A 23922-nucleotide genomic window follows, 5' to 3' on the forward strand; every position below is an offset into this window, starting at 1 on the left:
TCGCGGGTAAACCCGCTCCCACAGGGTCCAGTGTCGCCTTCAAGCCTTACCTGGAGGAAGCAGCATGTCACTGAGCGTCTTCGACCTGTTCAAGATCGGCATCGGCCCCTCCAGCTCCCACACGGTCGGCCCGATGCGCGCCGCCGCACGTTTTGCCGAAGGCCTGCGCCGCGACGGCCTGCTGGCCAGCACAGTCAGCGTCAAGGCCGAGCTGTATGGCTCGCTCGGCGCCACGGGTAAAGGCCACGGCAGCGACAAGGCGGTGTTACTCGGCCTGGAAGGCGAGCACCCCGATACCGTCGATACCGAAGCCATCCCCGCCCGCCTGCAGGCCATCCGCGACAGCGGCCACCTGCGCCTGCTCGGCGAACACGACATCGCGTTCATCGAAAAGCAGCACCTGGCAATGATCCGCAAGCCACTGGCCTACCACCCCAACGGCATGATCTTCCGCGCCTTCGACCACGCCGGCCTGCAGATCCGCAGCCGCGAGTACTACTCGGTAGGCGGCGGTTTCGTGGTCGACGAGGACGCTGCTGGCCACGACCGTATCGTCGAGGACAGCACGCCGCTCCCCTACCCATTCAAGTCCGCCAAGGCGCTGCTCGGGCACTGCACCGCGCAACACCTGTCGATCAGCCAGGTGATGCTGGCCAACGAGGCGGCCTGGCGCCCGGAGGCCGAGACCCGTGCCGGCCTGCTGCGTATCTGGCAAGTGATGCAGAATTGCGTCGAGGCCGGTTACCGCCATGAAGGCATTTTGCCGGGTGGGCTCAAGGTCAAGCGCCGGGCACCGGCGTTGTACCGACAGCTCAGCCAACACCCGGAAGCCAGCCTGCGCGATGCGCTGTCGGTGCTCGACTGGGTCAACCTCTACGCGCTGGCGGTAAACGAAGAGAACGCCTACGGCGGCCGCGTGGTCACCGCACCCACCAATGGCGCCGCGGGCATCGTCCCAGCGGTCTTGCACTACTACATGCGCTTTGTACCGGGTGCCAGCGAAGACGGCGTGGTGCGCTTTCTGCTCACGGCGGCGGCCATCGGCATTCTCTACAAAGAAAATGCCTCCATCTCCGGCGCCGAGGTTGGCTGCCAGGGCGAAGTGGGCGTGGCCTGCTCGATGGCCGCCGGAGCCCTGTGCGAAGTCATGGGCGGTAGCGTGCAACAGGTCGAGAACGCCGCCGAGATCGGCATGGAACACAACCTGGGCCTGACCTGCGACCCGATTGGTGGGCTGGTTCAGGTGCCCTGCATCGAGCGCAACGCCATGGGCTCGGTGAAGGCGATCAACGCCGTGCGCATGGCCTTGCGCGGTGACGGGCAGCACTTCGTCTCGCTCGACAAGGTCATCCGCACCATGCGCCAGACCGGCGCCGACATGAAAAGCAAATACAAGGAGACCGCCCGCGGCGGTCTGGCCGTCAACATCATCGAGTGTTGACCCGATAACAACACCAAGGAGTCACTGATGTCCGAAACACTGCTCAAGACCCCGCTGCACGCCCTGCACCTCGAACTGGGCGCGCGCATGGTGCCGTTTGCCGGCTATGACATGCCGGTGCAGTACCCGCTGGGCGTGCTCAAGGAGCACCTGCACACCCGCGAGCAGGCAGGCCTGTTCGACGTCTCGCACATGGGCCAGATCACCCTGCGCGGCAGCGACGCTGCCAAGGCGCTGGAAAGCCTGGTGCCCGTGGACATCATCGACCTGCCAGTGGGCATGCAGCGCTATGCCATGTTCACCAACGAGCAAGGCGGCATTCTCGACGACCTGATGGTCGCCAACCTAGGCGATGACGTGCTGTTCTTGGTGGTGAACGCCGCCTGCAAAGACCAGGACCTGGCCCACCTGCAAAAACACATCGGCAGCCGCTGCGAGATTCAGCCACTGTTCGAGGCCCGCGCGCTGCTCGCCCTGCAAGGCCCGGCGGCGGTCAAGGTGCTGCAACGCCTGGCCCCGGAAGTGGCTGGCATGACCTTCATGCAGTTCCGCCCGGTCACCCTGCTCGGCGAAGACTGCTACGTCAGCCGCTCGGGTTACACCGGTGAAGACGGTTACGAAATTTCGGTGCCGGCCAACGCCGCCGACGCCCTGGCCCGCCGCCTGCTGGCCGAGCCCGAAGTGCAACCGATCGGCCTGGGTGCGCGCGACTCGCTGCGCCTGGAGGCCGGCCTGTGCCTGTATGGCCACGACATGAACACCCAGACCACGCCGATTCAGGCCAGCCTGCTGTGGGCCATCTCGAAAGTGCGCCGCGCCGACGGTGAACGCGCTGGCGGCTTCCCCGGTGCTGACATCATCTTTGGCCAGCAGCAGCACGGCGTAAAACAAAAGCGTGTCGGCTTGCTGCCGCAAGAACGTACACCGGTACGAGAAAGCGCAGAGATTGTCGATGCATCCGATAACCCAGTGGGCAAAGTCTGCAGTGGTGGCTTTGGCCCAACACTTGGCGCACCGGTTGCAATGGGTTATGTCGATATCGAACATGGCGCGCTAGACACCCCACTGTTTGCATTGGTACGGGGCAAGAAGGTTGCCTTGAAAGTCAGCAAAATGCCTTTCGTACCGCAACGTTACTACCGTGGCTGAATGCAGAACATGAGGTCGGTGAACAGGCTCGCCCTATTCGATTTCGAACCTGTTCAATAACGAACGAACATGGCGCCAGCCCAGGCGCCATGCCGTTTGCGACAAATTGTTCGGCTATCGGCAAAAGCCCTGTTTTCCTGACGAGCAAGGGCTTGTTTTTCGCGCAGGAGTTGGCGTAGAGTCACTGCACTGTGTTTGCATGGGTCGCAACAGTTCGTGACCTGGGCCAGTAGCCGCAATCTGCTACAACCCGTTCGACGTCTCTTACTTTCCAGCAACCCAGCCCAGTAAGCTTTCATTCAATAACGATGTGAAAGTAACTGTTATCAATTAATAGATTTATAGGAAATAAGAAAATGGCAACGCGTCAGAACGGTACCGTCAAGTGGTTCAATGACGAGAAAGGTTACGGTTTCATCACTCCAGAGAGCGGTCCGGATCTGTTCGTACACTTCCGTGCCATTCAAGGCAACGGCTTCAAAAGCCTGAAAGAAGGCCAGAAGGTTACCTTCGTAGCCGTTCAAGGCCAAAAAGGCATGCAGGCTGACGAAGTCCAGCCAGAAGCCTGATAATCCCTAAAAAAGAGCCCCTGCGTTGACGCGCAGGGGCTTTTTTTTGCCCGCAGTTCCCTAAAATGGGCCTTTGCCATCTGGAGCTGCAGCGTAATGTCCAAGCCTCCCCTCTTGCCTCAGGGTGACTTCCCGCCCGCTGGGCTAGGCCGCCGGCTGGCGGCGATGTTCTATGACTTTTTGCTGTGCACTGCCCTGCTGATCGTGACGGCGGGCGCTTACAAGATGATCCAGATGGCAATTATCGGCGAGGCCCGCATGCGTGAGCTGACCGATGCCGGGGCGCTGGATGGCGACCCGTTGTTGTCGACGATCCTGGTGTTCGCACTGTTTGGTTTCTTTGCCAAGTTCTGGACCCACGGCGGGCAGACCCTGGGCATGCAGGTGTGGGGCGTGCGGGTGCAGAATGCCGATGGCAGTGCCATCAGCCTGTGGCAGGCACTGTTGCGCTTCGTGGTCTCGATCGCGTCGTGGCTGTGCCTGGGGCTGGGGTTTTTCTGGGCGTTGATCGACAAGCGCAAACGCGGGTGGCATGACATCTATTCGGAGACACAGCTGGTGCGGGTGCCGAAGCAGAAGAAATGACGCTCAGTTACGCACACTCTTCAATGCCGCCACCGCCTCTGTAAGAGCAGCCTTGTGCTGCGAAGAGGCCCGTGACAGCAGCCAAGCTTGATTGCGCTGTCACCGGCCTCTTCGCAGCACAAGGCTGCTCCTACAGGCCAAGGTCAAGCACACGCCTAAAGCCAGAATTGAACCCTCAAAAAAGCCGACCCTTAGGTCGGCTTTTGCACATCGATCAAACCCTCAACCCGCTCGGCGGAGTAACCACAACCCTGCCAGCGCGCAGATCCCGGCCGGTATCACGACCGCCAGCAACGGCGGGAAGCCGAACACCTGGCTCGAAGGGCCTAGCAGGTCCTGGGCGATGCGGAACACGAAGCCCACCAGCACACCGGTGAATACCCGCTGGCCGAGGGTCACCGAGCGCAGGGGGCCAAAGATGAAGGATATCGCCATCAGCACCAGTGCCGCGGTCACGGCCGGCTGCAACACCTTGGTCCAGAACGCCAGCCAGTAGCGGGCATTGTTCAAGCCTTGGTCGGACAGGTAGTGGATGTAATCCCACAAGCCGGTGATGGACAGCGATTCCGGCGCCAGGATCACGGTATTGAGCAGTTGCGGCGTAACCGAAACGTCCCAGCGCTCTTCCGGTGTCTTCACCACTTCGGTGTGGTCACCACGGAAATACGTGGTGCTGACATCGCTGAGCTGCCAGTGGTCGTCGTTGTACTGCGCCCGGCGGGCGAAGCTGGAGGTGACGATCTTGCGCTCACTGTCGAAACGGTAGCGGGTCACACCCAGCAGCAAACCATTGGGCTGCACGGCGTTGATGTGCACGAACTCTTCGCCCTGACGGTGCCACATACCCCGCTTGGAGCTCTGCGCCTCACCGCCACCCTGGGCCAGGGAACGGTCGGCCTGGGCCTTGTTTTCGGTGACCGGCGCCACGTACTCGCCAATCAACACGCCCACCAGCATCAGCACCAGCATCGGCTTCATGACCGCCCAGACGATGCGGCCGATGGAAACACCGGCAGCGCGCATGATGGTCAGTTCGCTGCTGCTGGCCAGGCTGCCCAGGCCGATCAGGCAGCCAATCAATGCCGCCATAGGCAACATGTCATACAAACGGCGCGGTGCGGTCAGCAGCGTGAACCAGCCGGCATCCATCACCGTGTAGGTGTCGCTCAGGTCGCTCATCTCATCGATGAAGGCGAACAGCGAGGCCAGGCCGAGGATGATCCCCAGCACGGCCAAAATGGCCATGAGCACGCTCATGCCGATGTAGCGATCCAGTTTAACCACGGGCCACCTCCGCACGACGGGCAGCGCGTTTGAGGCTCAGCGGTTCCCAGTACATCAGCCCAAGCCCGATCAGCAGGAACAGGCCGTGCACCCACCACATGCCCAGGGCGATCGGCAATTTGCCCTTCTCGAGGGCGCCGCGTACGGAAATCAGCATTGTCAGGTAGGCCATGTACAGAAGAATCGCCGGCAGCAACTTGAGGAAGCGGCCCTGGCGTGGGTTGACCCGCGACAGCGGCACTGCCAACAGGGTCACGACGAAGACCAGGATCGGCAACGACAACCGCCATTGCAGCTCGGCGCGTTCGCGCAAGCCCTCCTGGCCGAACAATTGCGAAGTTGGAATAGCTTCGCGCTCGGTCACTTCCTCGCTGACTTCAGGCTTGGGCAGCAGTACGCCATAGGTGTCGTACTTGATGGCACGGTAATCGGCCTGGCCAGGGTTGCCGTCGTAGCGGTAGCCGTTTTCCAGCACCAGGTAGCGGTTGCCATCGGCCTGCACTTCCTGGTGGCCTTTTTCGGCGACCAGTACAGACGGGGCGCGGTCCTTGGTCTTGTCCTGGTTGAAGCGTTTTTCGGAGATGAACACGCCACCAAGGTTGATGCGGTCGTCCGACAGCTGCTCGGTGTAGGTCACCCGCGAGCCATCACGCAGGGTCTGGAAACGCCCAGGCACCAGGGTGTCGAACTCGGTCAGAGCGTCCTGCTGGCTGATGATCTGCTGCACCTGGGCCACGCCCAGGGGCGCCAGGCTCAGGCTCAGCCAGGCAACCAGCAAGGCCACCAGGGCGGCGGGCGCCATGGTCAGGCCCAGCAGGCGCTGCTGGCTCATGCCCGTGGCCGACAGCACGGTCATTTCGCTTTCCAGGTACAAACGGCCGTAGGCCAGCAAAATGCCGAGGAACAGCCCCAAAGGCAGGATCAGTTGCAAGAAACCCGGCAGACGGAAGCCCATGATCAGGAACAGCACGCTCGGGTCGAGCACGCCCTGCGCCGCCTGGGCCAGGTACTTGATGAAACGCCCACTCATGATGATCACCAGCAGCACGGCGCTGACGGCGCTCAAGGTCACCAGGACCTCGCGGGACAGATAACGAAAGACGATCAAACCAGACACTCCTGGGTTGTCAGGGCGGACTGCCAAACATTGGCGCCAAACAATGACTTAGTACAGCCAAGACCAATGTCGGTTCGCCACAGGCGAACCTCCATGTAAAGTGCGCGCATTATCCTGTGATTGACCGCCCCTGTCACTTGGCCGCGCATGAAGCCGCAAAACAGGGTTGTCAGCACGCTGGCCGCAGGCTCAAACTGGCAGCTTTTCCACGGGTACGCGACCACGCGGCCTGGCCCGCCCAGAGCGCTTGAATGCAAAGCGCCAACTGTATCGATCATTCGGGGACCCTGACATGGAACTGGTTGTAAAAAGCGTAGCTGCTGCATCCGTAAAAACCGCCACGCTGGTTGTACCGGTAGGTGAAGGCCGCAAGCTCGGCGCTGTTGCCAAGGCCGTCGACCACGCCTGCGAAGGTGCCATCAGCGCCGTGCTCAAACGTGGCGACCTGGCCGGTAAACCGGGGCAGACCCTGCTGCTGCACAGCCTGCCAGGCCTGAAGGCCGAACGCGTGCTGCTGGTTGGCAGCGGCAAGGACGAAGCCCTGGGCGACCGCGCCTGGCGCAAACTGGTGGCCAGCGTCGCCGGCGTCTTGAAAGGCCTCAACGGCACTGACGCCGTGCTCGCCCTGGATGATATCGCCGTCAGCAACCGCGACGCCCACTACGGCAAGTACCGCCTGCTGGCCGAGACCCTGCAAGACGGCGAATACGTGTTCGACCGTTTCAAAAGCCAGAAAGCCGAGCCGCGCGCCCTGAAAAAGGTCACCCTGCTGGCCGACAAGGCCGGCCTGGCCGAGGTCGAGCGTGCCGTCAAGCACGCCACGGCGATTGCCACCGGCATGGCCTTCACCCGCGACCTGGGCAACCTGCCGCCCAACCTGTGCCACCCAAGCTTCCTCGCCGAACAGGCCAAGGAGCTGGGCAAGGCGCACAAAGGGCTCAAGGTCGAAGTGCTCGACGAGAAGAAGATCAAGGACCTGGGCATGGGCGCGTTCTACGCCGTGGGCCAGGGCAGCGACCAGCCGCCACGCCTGATCGTCCTCAATTACCAAGGCGGCAAGAAAGCAGACAAGCCGTTCGTGCTGGTGGGCAAGGGCATCACCTTCGACACCGGTGGCATTAGCCTCAAGCCAGGCGCCGGCATGGACGAGATGAAGTACGACATGTGTGGCGCCGCCAGCGTGTTCGGCACCCTGCGTGCGGTGCTCGAACTGCAGCTGCCGATCAACCTGGTGTGCCTGCTGGCCTGCGCTGAAAACATGCCGAGCGGCGGCGCTACCCGCCCGGGCGACATCGTCACCACCATGAGCGGCCAGACCGTCGAAATTCTCAACACCGACGCCGAAGGCCGCCTGGTGCTGTGCGACGCCCTGACCTACGCCGAACGCTTCAAGCCCCAGGCGGTGATCGACATCGCCACCCTGACCGGCGCCTGCATCGTTGCCCTGGGTAGCCACACCTCGGGCCTGATGGGCAACAACGACGACCTGGTCGGCCAACTGCTGGATGCCGGCAAGCGCGCCGACGACCGTGCCTGGCAGCTGCCGCTGTTCGACGAGTACCAGGAACAACTGGACAGCCCGTTCGCCGACATGGGCAACATCGGTGGGCCGAAGGCCGGCACCATCACCGCAGGCTGCTTCCTGTCGCGCTTCGCCAAGGCCTACAACTGGGCGCACATGGACATCGCCGGCACGGCCTGGATCAGCGGCGGCAAGGACAAGGGCGCCACTGGCCGCCCGGTCCCGCTGCTGACCCAGTACCTGCTGGACCGCGCTGGCGCCTGATGCCGTGAGGCCGGTGGCGCCTTGCGCGCCACCGGCCGGCAGAGACCACCATGAGCAAAGTCGATTTCTATATCCTGCCCACCGACGCCTTGTCGGCGCGGCTCGATTTCGCCTGCAAGCTGTGCGAAAAAGCCTGGCGCCTCGGCCACCGGGTCTACCTGCATTGCCAGGATGCCGAACAGCGCAGCGAACTGGACCAACGCCTCTGGCACTTCAAGGGCGAAGCGTTCGTGCCCCACGACCTCGCGGAATTGCACGCGGATGCCACGGTAGCCTTAGGGATTGCCGAGGATGCCGGGCAACACAGCGACCTGCTGATCAACCTGGGCGCTGGCGTGCCTGCGTTCGTCGGCCAGTTCGAACGGGTGGCCGAGATCGTCGTCGAGGAGCCAGGCATCCGCCAATCGGCCCGTGAGCGGTTCCGTTTCTACCGCGAACAGGGCTATGCTCTGCAAGACCACCGCTTACAGCGACTTTGACGACGATGGACAAGCCCTCCCCTTTGCCCGACTCCGCCCATCTGCTCGATGACCTCGAGTCGATCCGCCAGTTACTTGGCGACGCCGACCTGCAACCGCCGCTGCTGACCGAGACGGTGGAGCAGATTCCACTGTTGCTGGACGAACCCGCCGGCAACCCCGTGTCGGCCGTCGAGCCGATCGCCACAGCCCCCGAGGAAGACTCGCAAACCCGCCGCCAGGACACCTTGCTGCACCTGGAAAGCGAGCTGCGCGCCGCAGCGCAGGCGATCATGCAAGACGTGATCAATGACTTTACCCCGCATATCGAGAACGAAATCAAGCGCCGGCTGGATGCGCGTATTGAGCGTTTGATCAAGCGTTCTGAGTGATATTCCGGGGCCGCTTTGCGGCCCATTCGCGGCACAAGGCCGCTCCTACAGGGATCGCGGTGCCTGCAGGAGCGGCCTTGTGTCGCGAAAGGGCTGCAAAGCAGCCCCCGGCCTGTCGCCTAAACCCTGTGCCTTCGTTATACTTTTCGGCTTTCCCGAATAAATGCACAGGGTCCCGCCGCGCATGGATAAGACCTACCAGCCGCACGCCATCGAAACTTCCTGGTACAACACCTGGGAGTCCGAGAACTATTTCGCTCCACAAGGTGCAGGTGAGTCCTACACCATCATGATCCCGCCGCCGAACGTCACCGGCAGCCTGCACATGGGCCATGGGTTCAACAACGCGATCATGGACGCCCTGATCCGTTTCCGCCGCATGCAGGGTCGCGACACCCTGTGGCAGCCGGGCACCGACCACGCCGGTATCGCCACGCAGATGCTGGTCGAGCGCCAGCTCGAGGCCAAAGGCCAGAACCGTCATGACCTGGGTCGCGAACAGTTCCTGGAAAAAGTCTGGGAGTGGAAGGACCAGTCCGGCGGCAACATCAGCCGTCAGATCCGCCGCCTGGGCTCGTCGGTCGACTGGAGCCGTGAGCGCTTCACCATGGACGACGGCCTGTCCGAAGCCGTCAAGGAAGCCTTCGTGCGCCTGCACGAAGATGGCCTGATCTACCGCGGCAAGCGCCTGGTCAACTGGGACACCAAGCTGCACACGGCCATCTCTGACCTCGAAGTGGAAAACCACGACGAGAAGGGCCACCTGTGGAACCTGCGCTACCCGCTGGCCGACGGCGCCAAGACCGCCGAAGGCAAGGATTACCTGGTGGTTGCCACCACGCGTCCGGAAACCCTGCTGGGTGACGCTGCCGTCGCGGTCAACCCGAACGACGAGCGCTACCAGGCCCTGATCGGCAAGTTCGTCGAGCTGCCACTGGTCGGCCGCCGCATCCCGATCATCGCCGACGACTACTGCGACCCAGAATTCGGCACCGGCTGCGTGAAGATCACCCCGGCACACGACTTCAACGACTACGAAGTCGGCAAGCGCCACAACCTGCCGCTGCTGAACATCTTCGACAAGAACGCGATGGTCCTGGCCAATGCCCAGGCCTTCAACCTCGACGGCAGCGTCAACGAGCAGGTCGACACCACCCTGCCCGCCCAGTACGCCACCCTCGACCGCTTTGTCGCGCGTAAGCAGATCGTCGCCGACCTGGACGCCCAGGGCCTGCTGGTCAGCATCGACGACCACGCCTTGAAAGTGCCGAAAGGCGACCGCTCGGGCACTGTCATCGAACCGTGGCTGACCGACCAGTGGTACGTCTCCACCAAGCCGCTGGCAGAGCCTGCCATCGCCGCCGTGGAAGATGGCCGCATCCAGTTCGTGCCCAAGCAGTATGAGAACATGTATTTCTCCTGGATGCGCGACATCCAGGACTGGTGCATCAGCCGCCAGCTGTGGTGGGGCCACCGCATCCCGGCATGGTACGACGAGGCCGGCCAGGTCTATGTCGGCCGTGACGAGGCTGAAGTCCGCGCCAAGCACAACCTGGGCGCCGATGTTGCCCTGCGCCAGGACGACGACGTACTCGACACCTGGTTCAGCTCGGGCCTGTGGACCTTCTCGACGCTGGGCTGGCCAGAACAGACCGAGTTCCTCAAGAAGTTCCACTCCACCGATGTGCTGGTCACCGGCTTCGACATCATCTTCTTCTGGGTTGCGCGCATGATCATGCTGACCATGCACCTGATCAAGAACGAGGACGGCACCCCTCAGGTTCCGTTCAAGACCGTGTACGTGCACGGCCTGGTGCGCGATGGCCAGGGCCAGAAGATGTCCAAGTCCAAGGGCAACGTCCTGGACCCGCTGGACATCGTCGACGGCATCACCCTCGACGCCCTGCTGGAAAAACGCACCAGCGGCATGATGCAGCCCAAGCTTGCCGAGAAGATCGCCAAGCAGACCAAGGCCGAGTTCCCGGACGGCATCGCCAGCTACGGCACCGACGCCCTGCGCTTCACGTTCTGCTCGCTGGCCTCGACCGGCCGCGACATCAAGTTCGACATGGGCCGCGTCGAAGGCTACCGCAACTTCTGCAACAAAATCTGGAACGCCGCCCGCTACGTGCTGGACAAGGGCGAGGACTGCGGCCAGAACGGCGAAGCCTACGAGCTGTCGCTGGCCGACCGCTGGATCATCTCGCAACTGCAGCGTACCGAAGCCGAAGTGACCCGCCAGCTGGAGCAGTTCCGCTTCGACCTGGCCAGCCAGGCCCTGTACGAGTTCATCTGGAACCAGTATTGCGACTGGTACCTGGAACTCTCCAAGCCTGTGCTGTGGGACGAGAACGCCCCGGTCGAGCGCGCCCGTGGCACCCGTCGCACCCTGGTGCGCGTGCTGGAAGTGGCCCTGCGCCTGGCGCACCCGTTCATGCCGTTCATCACTGAAGAAATCTGGCAGCGCATCGCGCCGCTGGCTGGCATTCAGGGCAAGACCATCATGCTGCAGCCGTGGCCGGTGGCCAATGAAAGCCGCATCGATGCCGCTGCCGAAGGTGACATCGAGTGGCTCAAGGAGCTGATGGTCGGCCTGCGCAACATCCGCGCCGAAATGAACATCGGCCCGGGCAAGCCGCTGCCTCTGTTCCTGAAAAACGCCAATGCCGACGACCAGCGCCGCCTGCAGGAAAACGAAGCCCTGCTGAAGAAACTGGCCAAGGTCGAGTCGTTCACCGTGCTTGGCGATGCCGACGAAGCGCCACTGTCGGCCACCGCTCTGGTGGGCGATCTGCAGGTACTGGTGCCGATGGCCGGCCTGATCGACAAGGACGCCGAACTGGCTCGCCTGAACAAGGAGATCCAGCGTCTGCAGGGTGAAGTCCAGCGCGTGGGCGGCAAGCTGTCCAACGCTGCCTTCGTCGACAAGGCACCGCCTGCGGTGATCGAGAAGGAACGCGCCAAGCTGGCCGAGTCCGAACAGGCCCTGGCCAACTTCACCGAGCAGCATGCGCGGATTGCAGCGCTGTAACCTGACAATGCTGACCTGACCAGCGAGGGCTTCGCCCTCGTTCGCGGCACAAGGCCGCTCCCACAGGAATTGCGCTGCCTTCAAGGAGCCTCACTATCCTGTGGGAGCGGCCTTGTGCCGCGAAGGGGCCGCACAGCGGCCCCCTGGCCAGCACCTGCAGCACCGGACCTGACCATGAACCAGAAACCCACCCTGCACCCGCGCAACCGCCACCAGGGTCGCTACGACTTCCCCAGCCTGATCAAGGCCCACCCTGACCTGGCCCGCTTCACCATCACCAACCCGCACGGCAAACCCAGCATCGACTTCGCCAACCCCGAGGCGGTACGGGTGTTCAACCGCGCCTTGCTCAAGGCCCAGTACGGCATCCAGCACTGGGACATCCCCGCCGACTACCTGTGTCCGCCCATCCCCGGTCGCGCCGACTACATCCATGTGCTCGCCGACCTGCTGGGCGAAGACAATGCCGGCGAGATCCCCAAAGGCGCCCAAATGCGCGCGCTGGACATCGGCGTGGGTGCCAACTGCATCTACCCGCTGATCGGCCACAGCGACTACCGCTGGCGCTTCCTGGGCTCGGATATCGACCCTGTGGCACTGGCGTCGGCCAAGGCCATCGTCCAGGCCAATGGCCTGAGCAAGGCCATCACTCTGCGCCAGCAGGCCAACCGCACGCACATTCTCAGTGGCCTGCTGCAGGCGGACGAGCGCTTCGACCTGACCCTGTGCAACCCGCCCTTCCATGCCTCACGCGAGGAAGCCACCCGCGGCAGCCAGCGCAAGTGGAAAAACCTGGGCAAGCAGGACCCCAAGCGCAAACTGCCCGTGCTCAATTTCGGCGGCCAGAACAACGAACTGTGGTGTGAGGGCGGCGAGATCCGCTTCGTGACGCAACTGGTCGGGGAAAGCGCGCAGTACGCCGAAAGCGTGCTGTGGTTCACCAGCCTGGTGTCCAAGGCCAGCAACCTGCCAGGCATCGAGGCTGCGCTGAAAAAAGCAGGCGCCAAGGCCGTGCGCATCATCGAGATGGGCCAAGGGCAGAAGCAGAGCCGCATGGTCGCCTGGAGCTTCCAGGACGACAACGCGCGCCTGGCCTGGCACGCACGGCGTAAAACACAAGGCTGAAAAAAACCGCGCCCGGGCAAGCCCGGGCGCGGTTTCGTCACAGCGTCAACAATTACTTGTTGATGGCGTCGGTCAGCACTTTGGCTGGCACGAACTTGACGACTTTCTTGGCAGCGATTTCGATGGCAGCGCCAGTCGAAGGGTTGCGGCCGGTACGGGCAGGACGCTCGGAGACTTTCAGCTTGCCGATGCCTGGCAGGGTGATTTCAGCGCCGTTTTCCAGTTGGTCAGCAACGATCTGGCCCAGTTGCTCCAGTGCGTTTTTGGCGGTGGCTTTTGGCGCGGCGATCGATTCGGCGATGTCGGCAATCAGTTGGTCTTTGGTCAATGCCATGGTGATGTTCCTTCCCTATCAAATTCAGTAGTTAAGCAGCGAGCTACGACGTTATCGGGCCAGCCCCTGAATTCTGGAGGGCCGCGCCAATCGCGTATGTAGATACGTAAATCGGCGTTTGGTTCGACACGACGCTAGCGTGCTGCCAGCAATGCGCCACGCGAGGGGCGCAAGACCGCGCAAAGCTACCACAGGAATGGATAAATATCCGCTGCGCACTTCGATTTAATGCAGGTTTTTCGGGGGTTTTAGCTTAAAACGCACAAAACTGAACAAAAAACGAACAACCGGCATTTCTGCCAACATCCGGCCACTGCATCACCTTGTCTCTGGGGTAAACTGGACGACTTTTGCAGCGCGGCCGTGCACCGCCCCCCAGACTCGCCGAGGACTTCATGCCAATCCGTCATTGTATCGTTCACCTGATCGACAAGAAGCCCGATGGCAGCCCCGCCGTGCTGCACGCACGCGATACCGAACTGGGCGCCTCCGATGCCATCGAAAACCTGCTGGCCGACCTCAACGACAGCTACAACGCCAAGCAAGGCAAGGCGTGGGGCTTCTTCCACGGCGAATCGGGTGCCTACCCGCTCAGTGGCTGGTTGAAACAGTACCTGGAAGCAGAAAAGGACTTCGCCGCGTTCAGCCGCATCGCCGTCGAACACCTGCAAAAGCTGATGGAAGAGTCCAACCTGTCCACCGGCGGGCACATCCTGTTCGCCCACTACCAGCAAGGCATGACCGATTACCTGGCGATCGCCCTGCTGCACCACAGCGAAGGCGTGGCGGTGAACGCGGACCTCGATGTGACGCCATCGCGCCACCTAGACCTCGGCCAACTGCACCTGGCGGCGCGCATCAACCTGTCCGAGTGGAAGAACAACCAGAATTCCAAGCAGTACATCTCGTTCATCAAAGGCAAGAACGGCAAGAAAGTCTCCGACTACTTCCGTGACTTCATCGGCTGCCAGGAGGGCGTCGACGGCCCAGGTGAAACCCGTACCCTGCTCAAGGCCTTCAGCGACTTCGTCGAGAGCGAAGACTTGCCCGAGGCGTCGGCCCGCGAGAAGACCCAGACCCTGGTCGACTACGCTACCACCCAAACCAAGCTGGGCGAGCCGGTGACCCTTGAAGAACTGTCCAGCCTGATCGACGAAGACCGCCCGAAGGCGTTTTACGACCACATCCGCAACAAAGACTACGGCCTGTCGCCGGAGATCCCTGCAGACAAACGCACCCTCAACCAGTTCCGCCGCTTCACTGGCCGTGCCGAGGGGCTGTCGATCAGCTTCGAGGCGCACCTGCTGGGCGACAAGGTGGAGTATGACGAGGTGGCGGGGACCTTGATCATCAAGGGGCTGCCGACGCAGCTGATCGATCAGCTGAAGCGGCGCAAGGACTGATACCACCTGGGGCGCGTAGCGCGCCCTAGGCGTTGCTGAACGAGGCTACCAGCGCCTCCTTGGCCGATTTACGCAGCCGCTTCACCAGCCGCTCCTGGCGCAGCGCTTCGCCTTTGTCGGGCCACTGCTCGACATACACCAGCGCCTGCGCCGGGCTGGTCTTGAAGTATCGCGCCCCCTGCCCTTTCTGATGCGCCAGAAAGCGCCGCTGCGGGTCATCACTGATCCCGCAATACAGTGACCCATTGGCCGCCCGCACCAGGTAAACATACCAAGGTTTTACTGCCTGATCCGGCACTGCTTCACTCACGACGCCTGCTCTTTCCGTTAGTTGCCTTGGCTGTGCTGAAACGCCCGCAGGCCTTTGAACGCCTGCTGGCGCACCTTGTTCTGAATCAGCGGCGACCAGCCGAGCAGCACCCCAGGCGCACCCAGTGCCTGACGCGACCAGCGCCAGAGGTCGAAGCTGTCGTCATGCTGGCAAATCAAGCCATCGCGAATGACGAAACGTGCCTGGATAGCGTTGACCACGGTACGGCCGGTCTGGCTGAACAGGTAGGTCGCGACCCAGTGCGCACTGCCACCGCGCTCGTCCGCACGGACGTTGTCGAAGGTCAGGGTGAAGTCCTTGGCGCGGGTGGTGAGCATCCGCCACATGTCGCCCGCATCCTTGCCGCGCAGGGTACCGAAGACCGGGTCGCTGAAGACGATATCGTCGCTGTAACAGGCCACCATGGCCTCGGCATCCAGCCGCTGGAAGGCCTGGTAGAAGCGGGTGATCAGGTCGCGGTTGGCGTCGCTCATGGGGCAGGTCCATCCTGGGATCGAAAGGTGCACGATAATCTGCTCGATGCGCTTACGCCAGTGCCGGCCCATTCGCGGGACAAGCCCGCTCCCACAGGATGGCAGGGCTTTCAGGCACTGCGGGCTCCTGTGGGAGCGGGCTTGCCCCGCGAATGGGCCAGCACTGGCACAATCAGTCTCAGACTTTTTCGCTGGTCACCTGCACATGCAACGCCCGCCCAGCCCCAAGCCCGAAAACAATGGCGCCCAGGCCTAGCACGGCAAAGATCCACCCCAGTGCCGCCCAGCCACCGGTCAGGTCATGCACCACCCCCACCGCAAACGGCCCCATCGACGCCAGTGTGTAACCCACCCCTTGCGCCATGCTCGACAGGTTCGCCGCCACATGGGCGTCTTTGGAGCGCAGCACGATCAACGTCAATGCCAGGGCAAACGTCCCGCCCTGCCCCAGGCCCAGCAGCACCGCCCACCCCCACAGCCCGGAAATAGGCGCATACAGGCAGCCAAACAGCCCGGCCAGGGTCACCAGCATGACAATTACGATGGCCAAGCGCTGGTCCTTCCCGCGCGTGGCCAGCCAGGGCGCACTGAGCGAGCTGATCAATTGCACGATCACCGAGCCCGACAGCACCAGCCCCGCCTCGGTTGGGCTCAGACCACGACCCATCAGAATCGAAGGCAACCAACCGAAAACGATATAGGCCAGCGACGATTGCAGGCCCATGTACAAGGTCACCTGCCAGGCCAGTGGGTCACGCCACAGGCCACGCACTCGATAGGCAACCTTGTGCAGGCCGTGCCCCTGGCGCGCCTGCGGCAGCCAGACCAACATGGCCAACAGTGCCGGCACGGCCCAGAAGCCCAGCCCCAGCGCCCAGTTGCCTTCGTAGTGCTGGGCCAGGGGCACCGTGGCGCCGGCCGCCATGGCCGCCCCCAGGCACAGCGCCATGGTGTAGACCCCGGTCAAGGTGCCGGCATGCTGTGGGAAGTCGCGCTTGACGATGCCCGGCAACAGCACGCCGATAATGCCAATGCTGGCGCCGGCCATGAGGCTGCCCAGGAACACCCCGGCCACCCCAAAGGCACTGCGCACTACAATGCCCAAGGCCAAGGTCAGGAGAATGCCGAGGATCACCCGCTCACTGCCAAAACGCCGCGCCAGCACCGGCGCCAGTGGCGCGAACAGGCCCAGGCACAGTACCGGCAAGGTGGTCAGCAAACCGGCCTGCGAGGCACTCAAGCCCAGGCCTTCGGACACCAGGCCCAGCACCGGCGCCATGCTCGACAAGGCCGGCCGCAGGTTCAGCGCCACCAATACCAGGCCCAGCAGCAACAGCCAGGGCCGGCGCAGCAGCACAGGCTGTTGCTGCACCTGCTCGTCATCGGCTTCGGCGTCGATCAGCAGTTCGTCGAGTTCCCGCTCGCCGGGCGGGTTGCTACGGGTGATTGATTCAGCCATGGGCTTCTCGTGGTCAGGATTCGATGAGGGTCCGGCTCAGGCGCTTGGCCCGCTCCGAATCACGTTGCTCGATGGCGTCGAGGATTTCCCCGTGCAGATCGAACGTGGACTGGCAGCGCGGAACAGTGGTCATGTTGTGCTGCAGCGCAGCGGCCACCACACCGGAAAAGTACCGGTACAACTCACTCAATGCCGGGTTGTGGGCGGCATCCACCAAGCGCTGGTGAAACACCAGGTCGCAGCTCACATACGCATCGATGTCACCGTGAAAATGCCCGGCGCTGCCCGCAAGGGCTTCACGCAACCCGTGCAGGTCGGCGTCGGTGCGGCGCAGCGCCGCCAGGCCGATGGCCTCGGCTTCGAGGATATGGCGGGTCTCCCGCGCCTGCTCGGGGGTGCAGCGGGACATCGCCTGCACCGCCATCAGCGGGTCCTGGGCCGTGCGCAGGTAACTGCCATCGCCCTGCCGTATTTCCACCAGGCCGCTGAACGCCAGCACGCGCATGGCCTCACGCACGGTATTGCGGCTGATGCCCAATTCCTGGGCCAGCTCCGGCTCGGTCGGCAGGCGCTGCCCTACCTGCCAGTCGCCGTTGAGGATGCGCTCACGCATGCGCTCCACGGCAAGTTCGACAAGGGAACGCTTGGTCAGCTCTACGCTCATTACATTCAACCAATCATCCGATGAATTGCTGCAGCCTAATGGAAAGCCCTCTGAACAGCAAACCACCTGGTATTTCTGCCAGTTGTGAGCACCACGCTTTATTGCAACGCTCGCTGTACCGTTCCCGGATGCCCCTTCATGCGATTATCAGCCCTGCTTCTGATGACACTGACGCTGCTGGCAGCTTGCGACCCGGCGCAGCCTGCGCGCCAACCGAAAACCCTGATCATCGGTATCGAAGGCGTGCAACTCGACCGTTACGAAGCATTGGGCGACGCCAGCAATCTGCAGCAACGCCTGTATTACGGCAGCGCCTACACCGGCGGCATCACCGGCAAGGCCAGCGAACAACCAACGCTCAGCGGCCCTGGCTGGGTAAGCCTGCTCACCGGGGTCTGGAGCAACAAGCATGGCGTTGGCTCGAATGCCGAGTCGCTGCGGGTCTCCCCGGCCTTCCCTAGCCTGTTCAAACGGCTGCGCCAGGCGCTGCCCACCGCCTACCTGTCCAGTGTGGTGAACTGGTCGCCGATCAACACCGCGTTCCTGCTCGAGGACGCCCACGGCAACGACGTACGCGAGAGTGGCCTATCCGACGATAACGTCATCGCGCGGGCGCTGCAGATACTCGACACCACGCCCGCCGACTTCACCTTCATCCAGCTGGGCGAACCTGATGAAGCCGGCCACAACGGTGGCTTCGACAACCGCTACCAGCTGGCACTGCGAAAGGCCGACAACCAAGTGGGGGAACTGCTGGACGCGGTCGATCTGCGCAGCCGCCGCCATCTGCGTGAAGACTGGCTGGTGATTGTCAGCACGGACCATGGCCGCGACTATTGGGGCAAAGGCCATGGCGGCGTCACAGAACAGGAAAAGACCATCTTCATCGCCAGCAATAAACCGCTGAACAAAGAACTGACCCAGCCCAGCATTCCGAAAGAAAACCCAGGGCCAAACAACCTGTACCGTCTGCCTGCGCAGACCTCAGTGGCACCCACCGTCCTGCGCCACATGGGGCTGACACTCGAGCCGCAATGGCTGCTCGACGGCACACCCCTGCTGGGTAACACGGGCGCTCGCAAAGCAAGGGCCGATGAAGCCACTGCCCGCCTGCGCTGGCACAGTACCGCCAAGGGCTACTTGACCATCCTCAAGAACGGGCATGTGGTTGCACAAGTACCGGCTGGGGCCGAGCAGTGGACCGACCCGGACGGTATGGATGACGTCAACGACTATGTGCTGCTACTCGATGGCACCCCGGCAGCCGTACGCAACAGGCCTGCCGGCATGCCGTACAGCATCGAGGAAATCGCCTATTGAGAGCCAGGTTCAGCCCTGAAAGCAAAAACCCCGCCTGGCAATCAGTGCCAGGCGGGGTCAGATCGAAGCAGGCGGCTACGTGAGCCCGCCTTGATCAGTTCAGCGCATCAAGCAACGCCTGGTTCATTTCCGGCGTACCAATGGTAATCCGCAGGAACTGGGCAATCCGCGCCTGCTTGAAGTGCCGCACGATCACGCCTTGCTCACGCAAGCGAGCCGCCAACTCGGCCGCATCCTGCTGCGGGTGACGGGCGAAGATGAAGTTGGCCGCCGACGGCAGCACCTCGAAGCCCTTGGCCGTCAGTTGCTCGACCAGCACTTCACGGCTGTCGATCACCTTGCGGCAGGTTTCTTCGAAGTAGGCACGGTCTTCGAACGCCACGGCTGCACCGACGATCGCCGCACGGTCCAGCGGGTAGGAGTTGAAGCTGTTCTTGATCCGCTCCAGCGCTTCGATCAGGTCCGGGTGGCCCACTGCCAAGCCAACGCGCAGGCCAGCCAGCGAACGGGACTTGGACAACGTCTGGGTCACCAGCAGGTTGTCGTAGCGGTCTACCAGGCTGATGGCCGTCTCGCCACCAAAGTCGATGTAGGCCTCATCCACCACCACCACCGAATCCGGGTTGCCCTGCAGCAGCTGCTCGACCGCTTGCAGCGGCATCAGGCAGCCGGTCGGCGCATTCGGGTTGGGGAAGATGATCCCGGCATTCGGCTTTTTGTAGTCCTCGACGCGGATCTGGAACTGCTCGTCCAGCGCCACTTGCTCGTAGGCAATGCCGTACAGGCCGCAGTACACCGGATAGAAGCTGTAGCTGATGTCCGGGAACAGCAGCGGTGCATCGTGCTGGAACAGGCCGTGGAAGATGTGCGCCAGCACCTCGTCAGAACCGTTGCCGACAAACACCTGCCCCGGGGTGACGCCGTAATACTCGGCCACCGCCTGCTTGAGCCGGTCACCGTTCGGGTCCGGGTACAGGCGCAGGTTGTCGTTCAGCTCGCCGCGCATGGCTTCCAGCGCCTTGGGCGACGGGCCATAGGGGTTCTCGTTGGTGTTGAGCTTGACCAGGCGGGCCAGCTTGGGTTGCTCGCCCGGCACGTAAGGCACCAGGTCCTTGACGAAGGGGCTCCAGAATCGACTCATGCTCAGTTCCCCTTCTCTTGGGTCAGGATACGGTATTCAGCACTGCGGGCGTGGGCGGTCAGCGACTCGCCACGGGCCAGGACCGACGCGGTGTGGCCCAGCTCGGACGCGCCCTGCTCGGAGCAGAAGATGATCGACGAACGCTTCTGGAAGTCATACACCCCCAGTGGCGACGAAAAACGCGCGGTGCCGGAGGTAGGCAACACGTGGTTGGGGCCTGCGCAGTAGTCACCCAGTGCTTCACTGGTGTGGCGGCCCATGAAGATCGCACCGGCGTGGCGAATCTGCGGCAACCAGGCCTGCGGGTCGGCGACCGACAGCTCCAAGTGCTCAGGAGCGATGCGGTTGGCCACGTCGATGGCCTGCTGCATGTCACGCACCTGGATCAGCGCGCCGCGGCCATTGACCGATTTCTCGATGATCTCGGCGCGTTCCATGGTCGGCAGCAGCTTGTCGATGCTGGCGGCAACGCGGTCGAGGAACTCAGCGTCCGGGCTGACCAGGATGGCCTGGGCGTCTTCGTCGTGCTCGGCCTGGGAGAACAGGTCCATGGCGATCCAGTCCGGGTCGGTCTGGCCGTCACACACCACGAGAATTTCCGACGGGCCGGCGATCATGTCGATGCCGACCTGGCCGAACACGTGGCGCTTGGCGGTGGCGACATAGATGTTGCCCGGGCCGACGATCTTGTCCACCTGCGGCACGCTCTCGGTGCCATAGGCCAGCGCGGCGACGGCCTGTGCGCCACCCACGGTGAACACACGGTCGACACCGGCGATGCAGGCAGCGGCCAGCACCAGTTCGTTGACCTCGCCACGCGGGGTCGGCACCACCATGACCACTTCGGTCACGCCTGCAACCTTGGCCGGAATGGCGTTCATCAGTACCGAGGACGGGTACGACGCCTTGCCACCCGGTACGTACAGGCCAGCGCGGTCCAACGGCGTGACCTTCTGGCCCAGCACGGTGCCGTCAGCTTCGGTGTACTGCCAGGAATCCTGCTTTTGCCGCTCGTGGTAGATGCGCACGCGCTCGGCGGCTTTTTCCAGGGCTGCACGCTGGGTGTCGGTAATGCGCGTCAGGGCAAGTTCAAGGCGTTCACGGCCAAGAATCAGGTCATCGATGGACTTAGCATCGACACCATCGAAGCGCTGGGTGAATTCCACCAGCGCCGCATCGCCGCGTTCGCGAACGGCCTTGATGATGTCGAGCACGCGCTGGTTGACCGCGTCATCGGACACACTTTCCCAGCTCAGCAGATGATCCAGATGTCGGGCGAAATCCGGATCAGCGGCGTTGAGACGGGCAATTGCAGTGGACACGGTCATGGCGAGGGCCTCGATTATTAGCGAATGCTCAGGCGCCCTAGGCTACCAGTCCATCCGCGCGGGCACCCGAGAAAAGTGGCTATGACGCGGATAGACGGGCGCGACAGCGGAGGTCGCGCGCAGGAGTCAGCCGCGGTGTCGCGATTCGACGGCCTTGCGCAGGGTGTCGATCAGGCTCTGGATACGGGCGTGCTGCATCTTCATCGATGCTTTGTTGACCACCAGGCGGGAGCTGATCGTGGCGATCATTTCCTGGGGTTCCAGGCCATTGGCGCGCAGGGTGTTGCCAGTGTCGACCACGTCGATGATCTTGTCGGCGAGGTTGATCAGGGGTGCCAGCTCCATCGAGCCATACAGCTTGATGATGTCGACCTGACGGCCCTGCTCGGCGTAATAACGCTTGGCGACGTTGACGAACTTGGTGGCCACGCGCAGACGGCCCTTGGGTTCAGGTGCGCCGACCACGCCAGCGGTCATCAGCTTGCAGCAGGCAATCTGCAGGTCCAGCGGCTCGTACAGGCCCTGGCCGCCGTACTCCATCAGCACGTCCTTGCCAGCCACACCGAGGTCGGCGGCGCCATGCTCGACGTAGGTCGGCACGTCAGTGGCACGCACGATCAGCAGGCGCACGTCGTCCTGCGTGGTGGGGATGATCAGTTTACGGCTCTTGTCCGGGTTCTCGGTCGGCACGATACCGGCCTCGGCCAGCAATGGCAGGGTATCGTCGAGAATTCGGCCTTTGGATAGCGCGATGGTCAACATGGGAAACGTCGGTCCTTAAGCGGCTACTGCCGGCCGGGCCTGGGCCCGACCTTATTCAATTCGTGTGTGGGAGCGGGCTAGCCCCGCGAACACCGGCAACGCCGGTGCCATACACCGCAGTGCCTCCTTCGCGGGATAAGCCCGCTCCCACATCGTGCGCCTGCGGGCTATTAACCCGGTACGCGGCGGATCTTGGCGCCCAGCATCTGCAGTTTTTCCTCGATGCACTCGTAACCACGGTCGATGTGGTAGATGCGATCGATCAGCGTATCGCCTTCAGCCACCAGCGCCGACAGTACCAGGCTGGCGGAAGCACGCAGGTCGGTGGCCATGACTGGCGCGCCCTTCAGCGTCTTGACGCCGGTGACGATGGCGGTGTTGCCTTCGACCTGGATCTGCGCGCCCATGCGGTGCATTTCGTAGACGTGCATGAAGCGGTTTTCGAAGATCGTCTCGATCACCGCGCCAGTGCCTTCGGCGATGGCGTTGAGCGAGATGAACTGCGCCTGCATGTCGGTCGGGAACGCTGGGTACGGCGCGGTACGCAGGTTGACAGCCTTGGGCCGCTTGCCGTGCATGTCCAGCTCGATCCAGTCTTCGCCGGTGGTGATGTCTGCGCCCGCTTCCTTGAGTTTTTCCAGTACCGCTTCAAGGATGGTCGGGTCGGTGTCCTTGACCTTGACGCGGCCGCCGGTGACGGCTGCGGCGACCAGGTAGGTACCGGTTTCGATACGGTCGGGCATGACGCGGTAAGTGGCCGAGTGCAGACGCTCGACGCCTTCGATGGTGATGGTGTCGGTGCCAGCGCCCTGAACATTGCCGCCCATGGCGTTGATGAAGTTGGCCAGGTCGACCACTTCAGGTTCACGGGCAGCGTTTTGCAGCACGCTGCGGCCTTTGGCCAGGGCAGCGGCCATCATGATGTTCTCGGTACCGGTCACGCTGACGGTGTCGAAGAAGAAGTGCGCACCGCGCAGGCCACCCTCAGGCGCCTTGGCCTTGATGTAGCCAGCTTCGACTTCGATCTTCGCACCCATGGCTTCAAGGCCACGGATGTGCAGGTCGACAGGGCGCGAACCGATGGCGCAACCGCCAGGCAGGGCTACTTCAGCCTCGCCGAAACGTGCAACCATCGGGCCCAGCACCAGGATCGAGGCGCGCATGGTCTTGACCAGCTCGTACGGCGCGACCAGCGTCTTGATGGTGCATGGGTCGATTTCCACAGACAGCTTCTCGTCGATCACAGGCTCGATGCCCATGCGCCCGAACAGCTCGATCATGGTGGTGATGTCGTGCAGGTGCGGCAGGTTGGCCACGGTGACCGGGCCGTCAGCCAGCAGGGTCGCCGCCAGAATCGGCAATGCCGCGTTCTTCGCGCCCGAAATGCGGATCTCGCCGTCAAGGCGAGCGCCGCCAGTAATAATCAGTTTGTCCATTGGAGTCTCGCCGCCAAGTTGGCTCAGGTGCGCTCAGCCCAGGCTGCGCTGCTGAAAAATTTCATGGTTACCGCATGGATGCTGCCATTGGCGATCCAGGGATTAAGGTGAGCATAGATCGCCTGCTGACGCTTGACCGGGCTCAGGCCAGCCAACTCGTCGCTGATCACGTTCAATTGGAAGTTGCAGCCTTCGCCTTCAACTTCGACCCGGGATCCCGGCAATTTTTCTTCAAGGAAGCTTTTAACTTCTACGGCCTGCATGCTCAACCTCAATCGGCGCCCGATGCGCACGGGTCGGCCATCATACAAAAAAGCCCCTCGCCTGCGAAGCC

General features: G+C 62.9%; 23 protein-coding genes. 11 read left to right on the forward strand and 12 right to left on the reverse strand.

Going from position 1 to position 23922, the window contains the following annotated elements; all coding sequences use genetic code 11:
- Nucleotides 1-64: 64 nt before the first annotated feature.
- From AC5PZ0_RS16530 to AC5PZ0_RS16545, 4 genes are all read left to right on the forward strand, one after another.
- The gene (locus AC5PZ0_RS16530; RefSeq protein WP_493855347.1) at nt 65-1441 is read left to right on the forward strand and encodes an L-serine ammonia-lyase; all 1377 of its coding nucleotides are present in this window, start codon (nt 65-67) and stop codon (nt 1439-1441) included.
- Between the two features lie 24 nt (nt 1442-1465).
- Nucleotides 1466-2590 carry a glycine cleavage system aminomethyltransferase GcvT gene (gcvT, locus tag AC5PZ0_RS16535; RefSeq protein ID WP_493855386.1) on the forward strand — a complete coding sequence of 375 codons (1125 nt, stop codon included), beginning with the start codon at nt 1466-1468 and terminating at the stop codon, nt 2588-2590.
- A 356-nt stretch (nt 2591-2946) separates the two neighbouring features.
- On the forward strand, nt 2947-3159 hold the full coding sequence (locus AC5PZ0_RS16540; protein WP_265969914.1) for a cold-shock protein: 213 nt from the start codon (nt 2947-2949) through the stop codon (nt 3157-3159).
- 96 nt (nt 3160-3255) lie between these two features.
- A complete protein-coding gene (locus AC5PZ0_RS16545; protein WP_027595634.1) occupies nt 3256-3744 on the forward strand; it encodes an RDD family protein in 489 nt (162 codons plus the stop codon).
- A gap of 222 nt (nt 3745-3966) precedes the next feature.
- Here AC5PZ0_RS16545 and lptG read toward each other — a convergent pair whose 3' ends face one another.
- Both lptG and lptF read right to left on the reverse strand, forming a co-directional pair.
- A complete protein-coding gene (gene lptG / locus AC5PZ0_RS16550) occupies nt 3967-5028 on the reverse strand; it encodes an LPS export ABC transporter permease LptG (RefSeq protein ID WP_027595633.1) in 1062 nt (353 codons plus the stop codon).
- Nucleotides 5021-6136, reverse strand: a complete 1116-nt coding sequence (lptF, locus tag AC5PZ0_RS16555) for an LPS export ABC transporter permease LptF (protein WP_027595632.1) — start codon at nt 6134-6136, stop codon at nt 5021-5023. Before lptF ends, lptG begins: the two co-directional genes overlap by 8 nt.
- A 301-nt stretch (nt 6137-6437) precedes the next feature.
- Between lptF and AC5PZ0_RS16560 the strand changes: the two genes are divergently transcribed.
- The 5 genes from AC5PZ0_RS16560 to rlmF all read left to right on the forward strand — a co-directional run bounded on the left by AC5PZ0_RS16560 (nt 6438) and on the right by rlmF (nt 12937).
- Nucleotides 6438-7931 carry a leucyl aminopeptidase gene (locus AC5PZ0_RS16560; protein ID WP_493855348.1) on the forward strand — a complete coding sequence of 498 codons (1494 nt, stop codon included), beginning with the start codon at nt 6438-6440 and terminating at the stop codon, nt 7929-7931.
- A 50-nt stretch (nt 7932-7981) separates the two neighbouring features.
- Nucleotides 7982-8410, forward strand: a complete 429-nt coding sequence (locus AC5PZ0_RS16565) for a DNA polymerase III subunit chi (RefSeq protein WP_099428403.1) — start codon at nt 7982-7984, stop codon at nt 8408-8410.
- A gap of 5 nt (nt 8411-8415) precedes the next feature.
- Nucleotides 8416-8781 carry a DNA polymerase III subunit chi gene (locus tag AC5PZ0_RS16570; RefSeq protein ID WP_265969910.1) on the forward strand — a complete coding sequence of 122 codons (366 nt, stop codon included), beginning with the start codon at nt 8416-8418 and terminating at the stop codon, nt 8779-8781.
- 184 nt (nt 8782-8965) lie between these two features.
- On the forward strand, nt 8966-11812 hold the full coding sequence (locus tag AC5PZ0_RS16575; protein ID WP_027595627.1) for a valine--tRNA ligase: 2847 nt from the start codon (nt 8966-8968) through the stop codon (nt 11810-11812).
- 174 nt (nt 11813-11986) lie between these two features.
- Nucleotides 11987-12937 (forward strand): 23S rRNA (adenine(1618)-N(6))-methyltransferase RlmF, encoded by a 951-nt coding sequence (gene rlmF, locus AC5PZ0_RS16580; protein ID WP_493855349.1) that lies wholly within the window; start codon nt 11987-11989, stop codon nt 12935-12937.
- 52 nt (nt 12938-12989) lie between these two features.
- On the opposite strand, the gene AC5PZ0_RS16585 is transcribed toward rlmF, so the two are convergent.
- Nucleotides 12990-13271, reverse strand: a complete 282-nt coding sequence (locus AC5PZ0_RS16585) for an HU family DNA-binding protein (RefSeq protein ID WP_003255106.1) — start codon at nt 13269-13271, stop codon at nt 12990-12992.
- A gap of 395 nt (nt 13272-13666) precedes the next feature.
- Here AC5PZ0_RS16585 and yejK point away from each other — a divergent pair, with 395 nt between their 5' ends.
- The gene (gene yejK, locus AC5PZ0_RS16590) at nt 13667-14674 is read left to right on the forward strand and encodes a nucleoid-associated protein YejK (RefSeq protein WP_027595625.1); all 1008 of its coding nucleotides are present in this window, start codon (nt 13667-13669) and stop codon (nt 14672-14674) included.
- A 25-nt stretch (nt 14675-14699) separates the two neighbouring features.
- Here yejK and AC5PZ0_RS16595 read toward each other — a convergent pair whose 3' ends face one another.
- From AC5PZ0_RS16595 to AC5PZ0_RS16610, 4 genes are all read right to left on the reverse strand, one after another.
- Entirely contained in the window at nt 14700-14984 is a 285-nt protein-coding gene (locus tag AC5PZ0_RS16595; RefSeq protein ID WP_027595624.1) for a GIY-YIG nuclease family protein, read from the reverse strand.
- 17 nt (nt 14985-15001) lie between these two features.
- Complete coding sequence (locus tag AC5PZ0_RS16600) at nt 15002-15478, reverse strand: nuclear transport factor 2 family protein (RefSeq protein ID WP_027595623.1); 477 nt, start codon at nt 15476-15478, stop codon at nt 15002-15004.
- A gap of 178 nt (nt 15479-15656) precedes the next feature.
- Entirely contained in the window at nt 15657-16937 is a 1281-nt protein-coding gene (locus tag AC5PZ0_RS16605; RefSeq protein WP_493855350.1) for a CynX/NimT family MFS transporter, read from the reverse strand.
- Between the two features lie 13 nt (nt 16938-16950).
- Complete coding sequence (locus AC5PZ0_RS16610) at nt 16951-17601, reverse strand: FadR/GntR family transcriptional regulator (RefSeq protein WP_099453009.1); 651 nt, start codon at nt 17599-17601, stop codon at nt 16951-16953.
- Between the two features lie 138 nt (nt 17602-17739).
- On the opposite strand from AC5PZ0_RS16610, the gene AC5PZ0_RS16615 reads away from it, so the two are divergent.
- On the forward strand, nt 17740-18921 hold the full coding sequence (locus AC5PZ0_RS16615; protein ID WP_493855351.1) for an alkaline phosphatase family protein: 1182 nt from the start codon (nt 17740-17742) through the stop codon (nt 18919-18921).
- A gap of 94 nt (nt 18922-19015) precedes the next feature.
- Here the strand turns inward: AC5PZ0_RS16615 and hisC are convergent, their stop codons facing one another.
- From hisC to AC5PZ0_RS16640, 5 genes are all read right to left on the reverse strand, one after another.
- Nucleotides 19016-20062, reverse strand: coding sequence for a histidinol-phosphate transaminase (gene hisC, locus AC5PZ0_RS16620; RefSeq protein ID WP_027595619.1), 1047 nt, complete (start codon nt 20060-20062; stop codon nt 19016-19018).
- Between the two features lie 2 nt (nt 20063-20064).
- On the reverse strand, nt 20065-21390 hold the full coding sequence (hisD, locus tag AC5PZ0_RS16625) for a histidinol dehydrogenase (RefSeq protein ID WP_027595618.1): 1326 nt from the start codon (nt 21388-21390) through the stop codon (nt 20065-20067).
- 126 nt (nt 21391-21516) lie between these two features.
- The gene (gene hisG, locus AC5PZ0_RS16630) at nt 21517-22152 is read right to left on the reverse strand and encodes an ATP phosphoribosyltransferase (RefSeq protein ID WP_033701084.1); all 636 of its coding nucleotides are present in this window, start codon (nt 22150-22152) and stop codon (nt 21517-21519) included.
- A 170-nt stretch (nt 22153-22322) separates the two neighbouring features.
- Nucleotides 22323-23588: a UDP-N-acetylglucosamine 1-carboxyvinyltransferase gene (gene murA / locus AC5PZ0_RS16635; RefSeq protein ID WP_493855352.1), complete on the reverse strand. Its 1266-nt coding sequence runs from the start codon at nt 23586-23588 to the stop codon at nt 22323-22325.
- Between the two features lie 23 nt (nt 23589-23611).
- A complete protein-coding gene (locus tag AC5PZ0_RS16640) occupies nt 23612-23851 on the reverse strand; it encodes a BolA family protein (RefSeq protein WP_003255121.1) in 240 nt (79 codons plus the stop codon).
- Nucleotides 23852-23922 lie beyond the last annotated feature (71 nt).

Source organism: Pseudomonas sp. 5.2 (assembly GCF_059025405.1).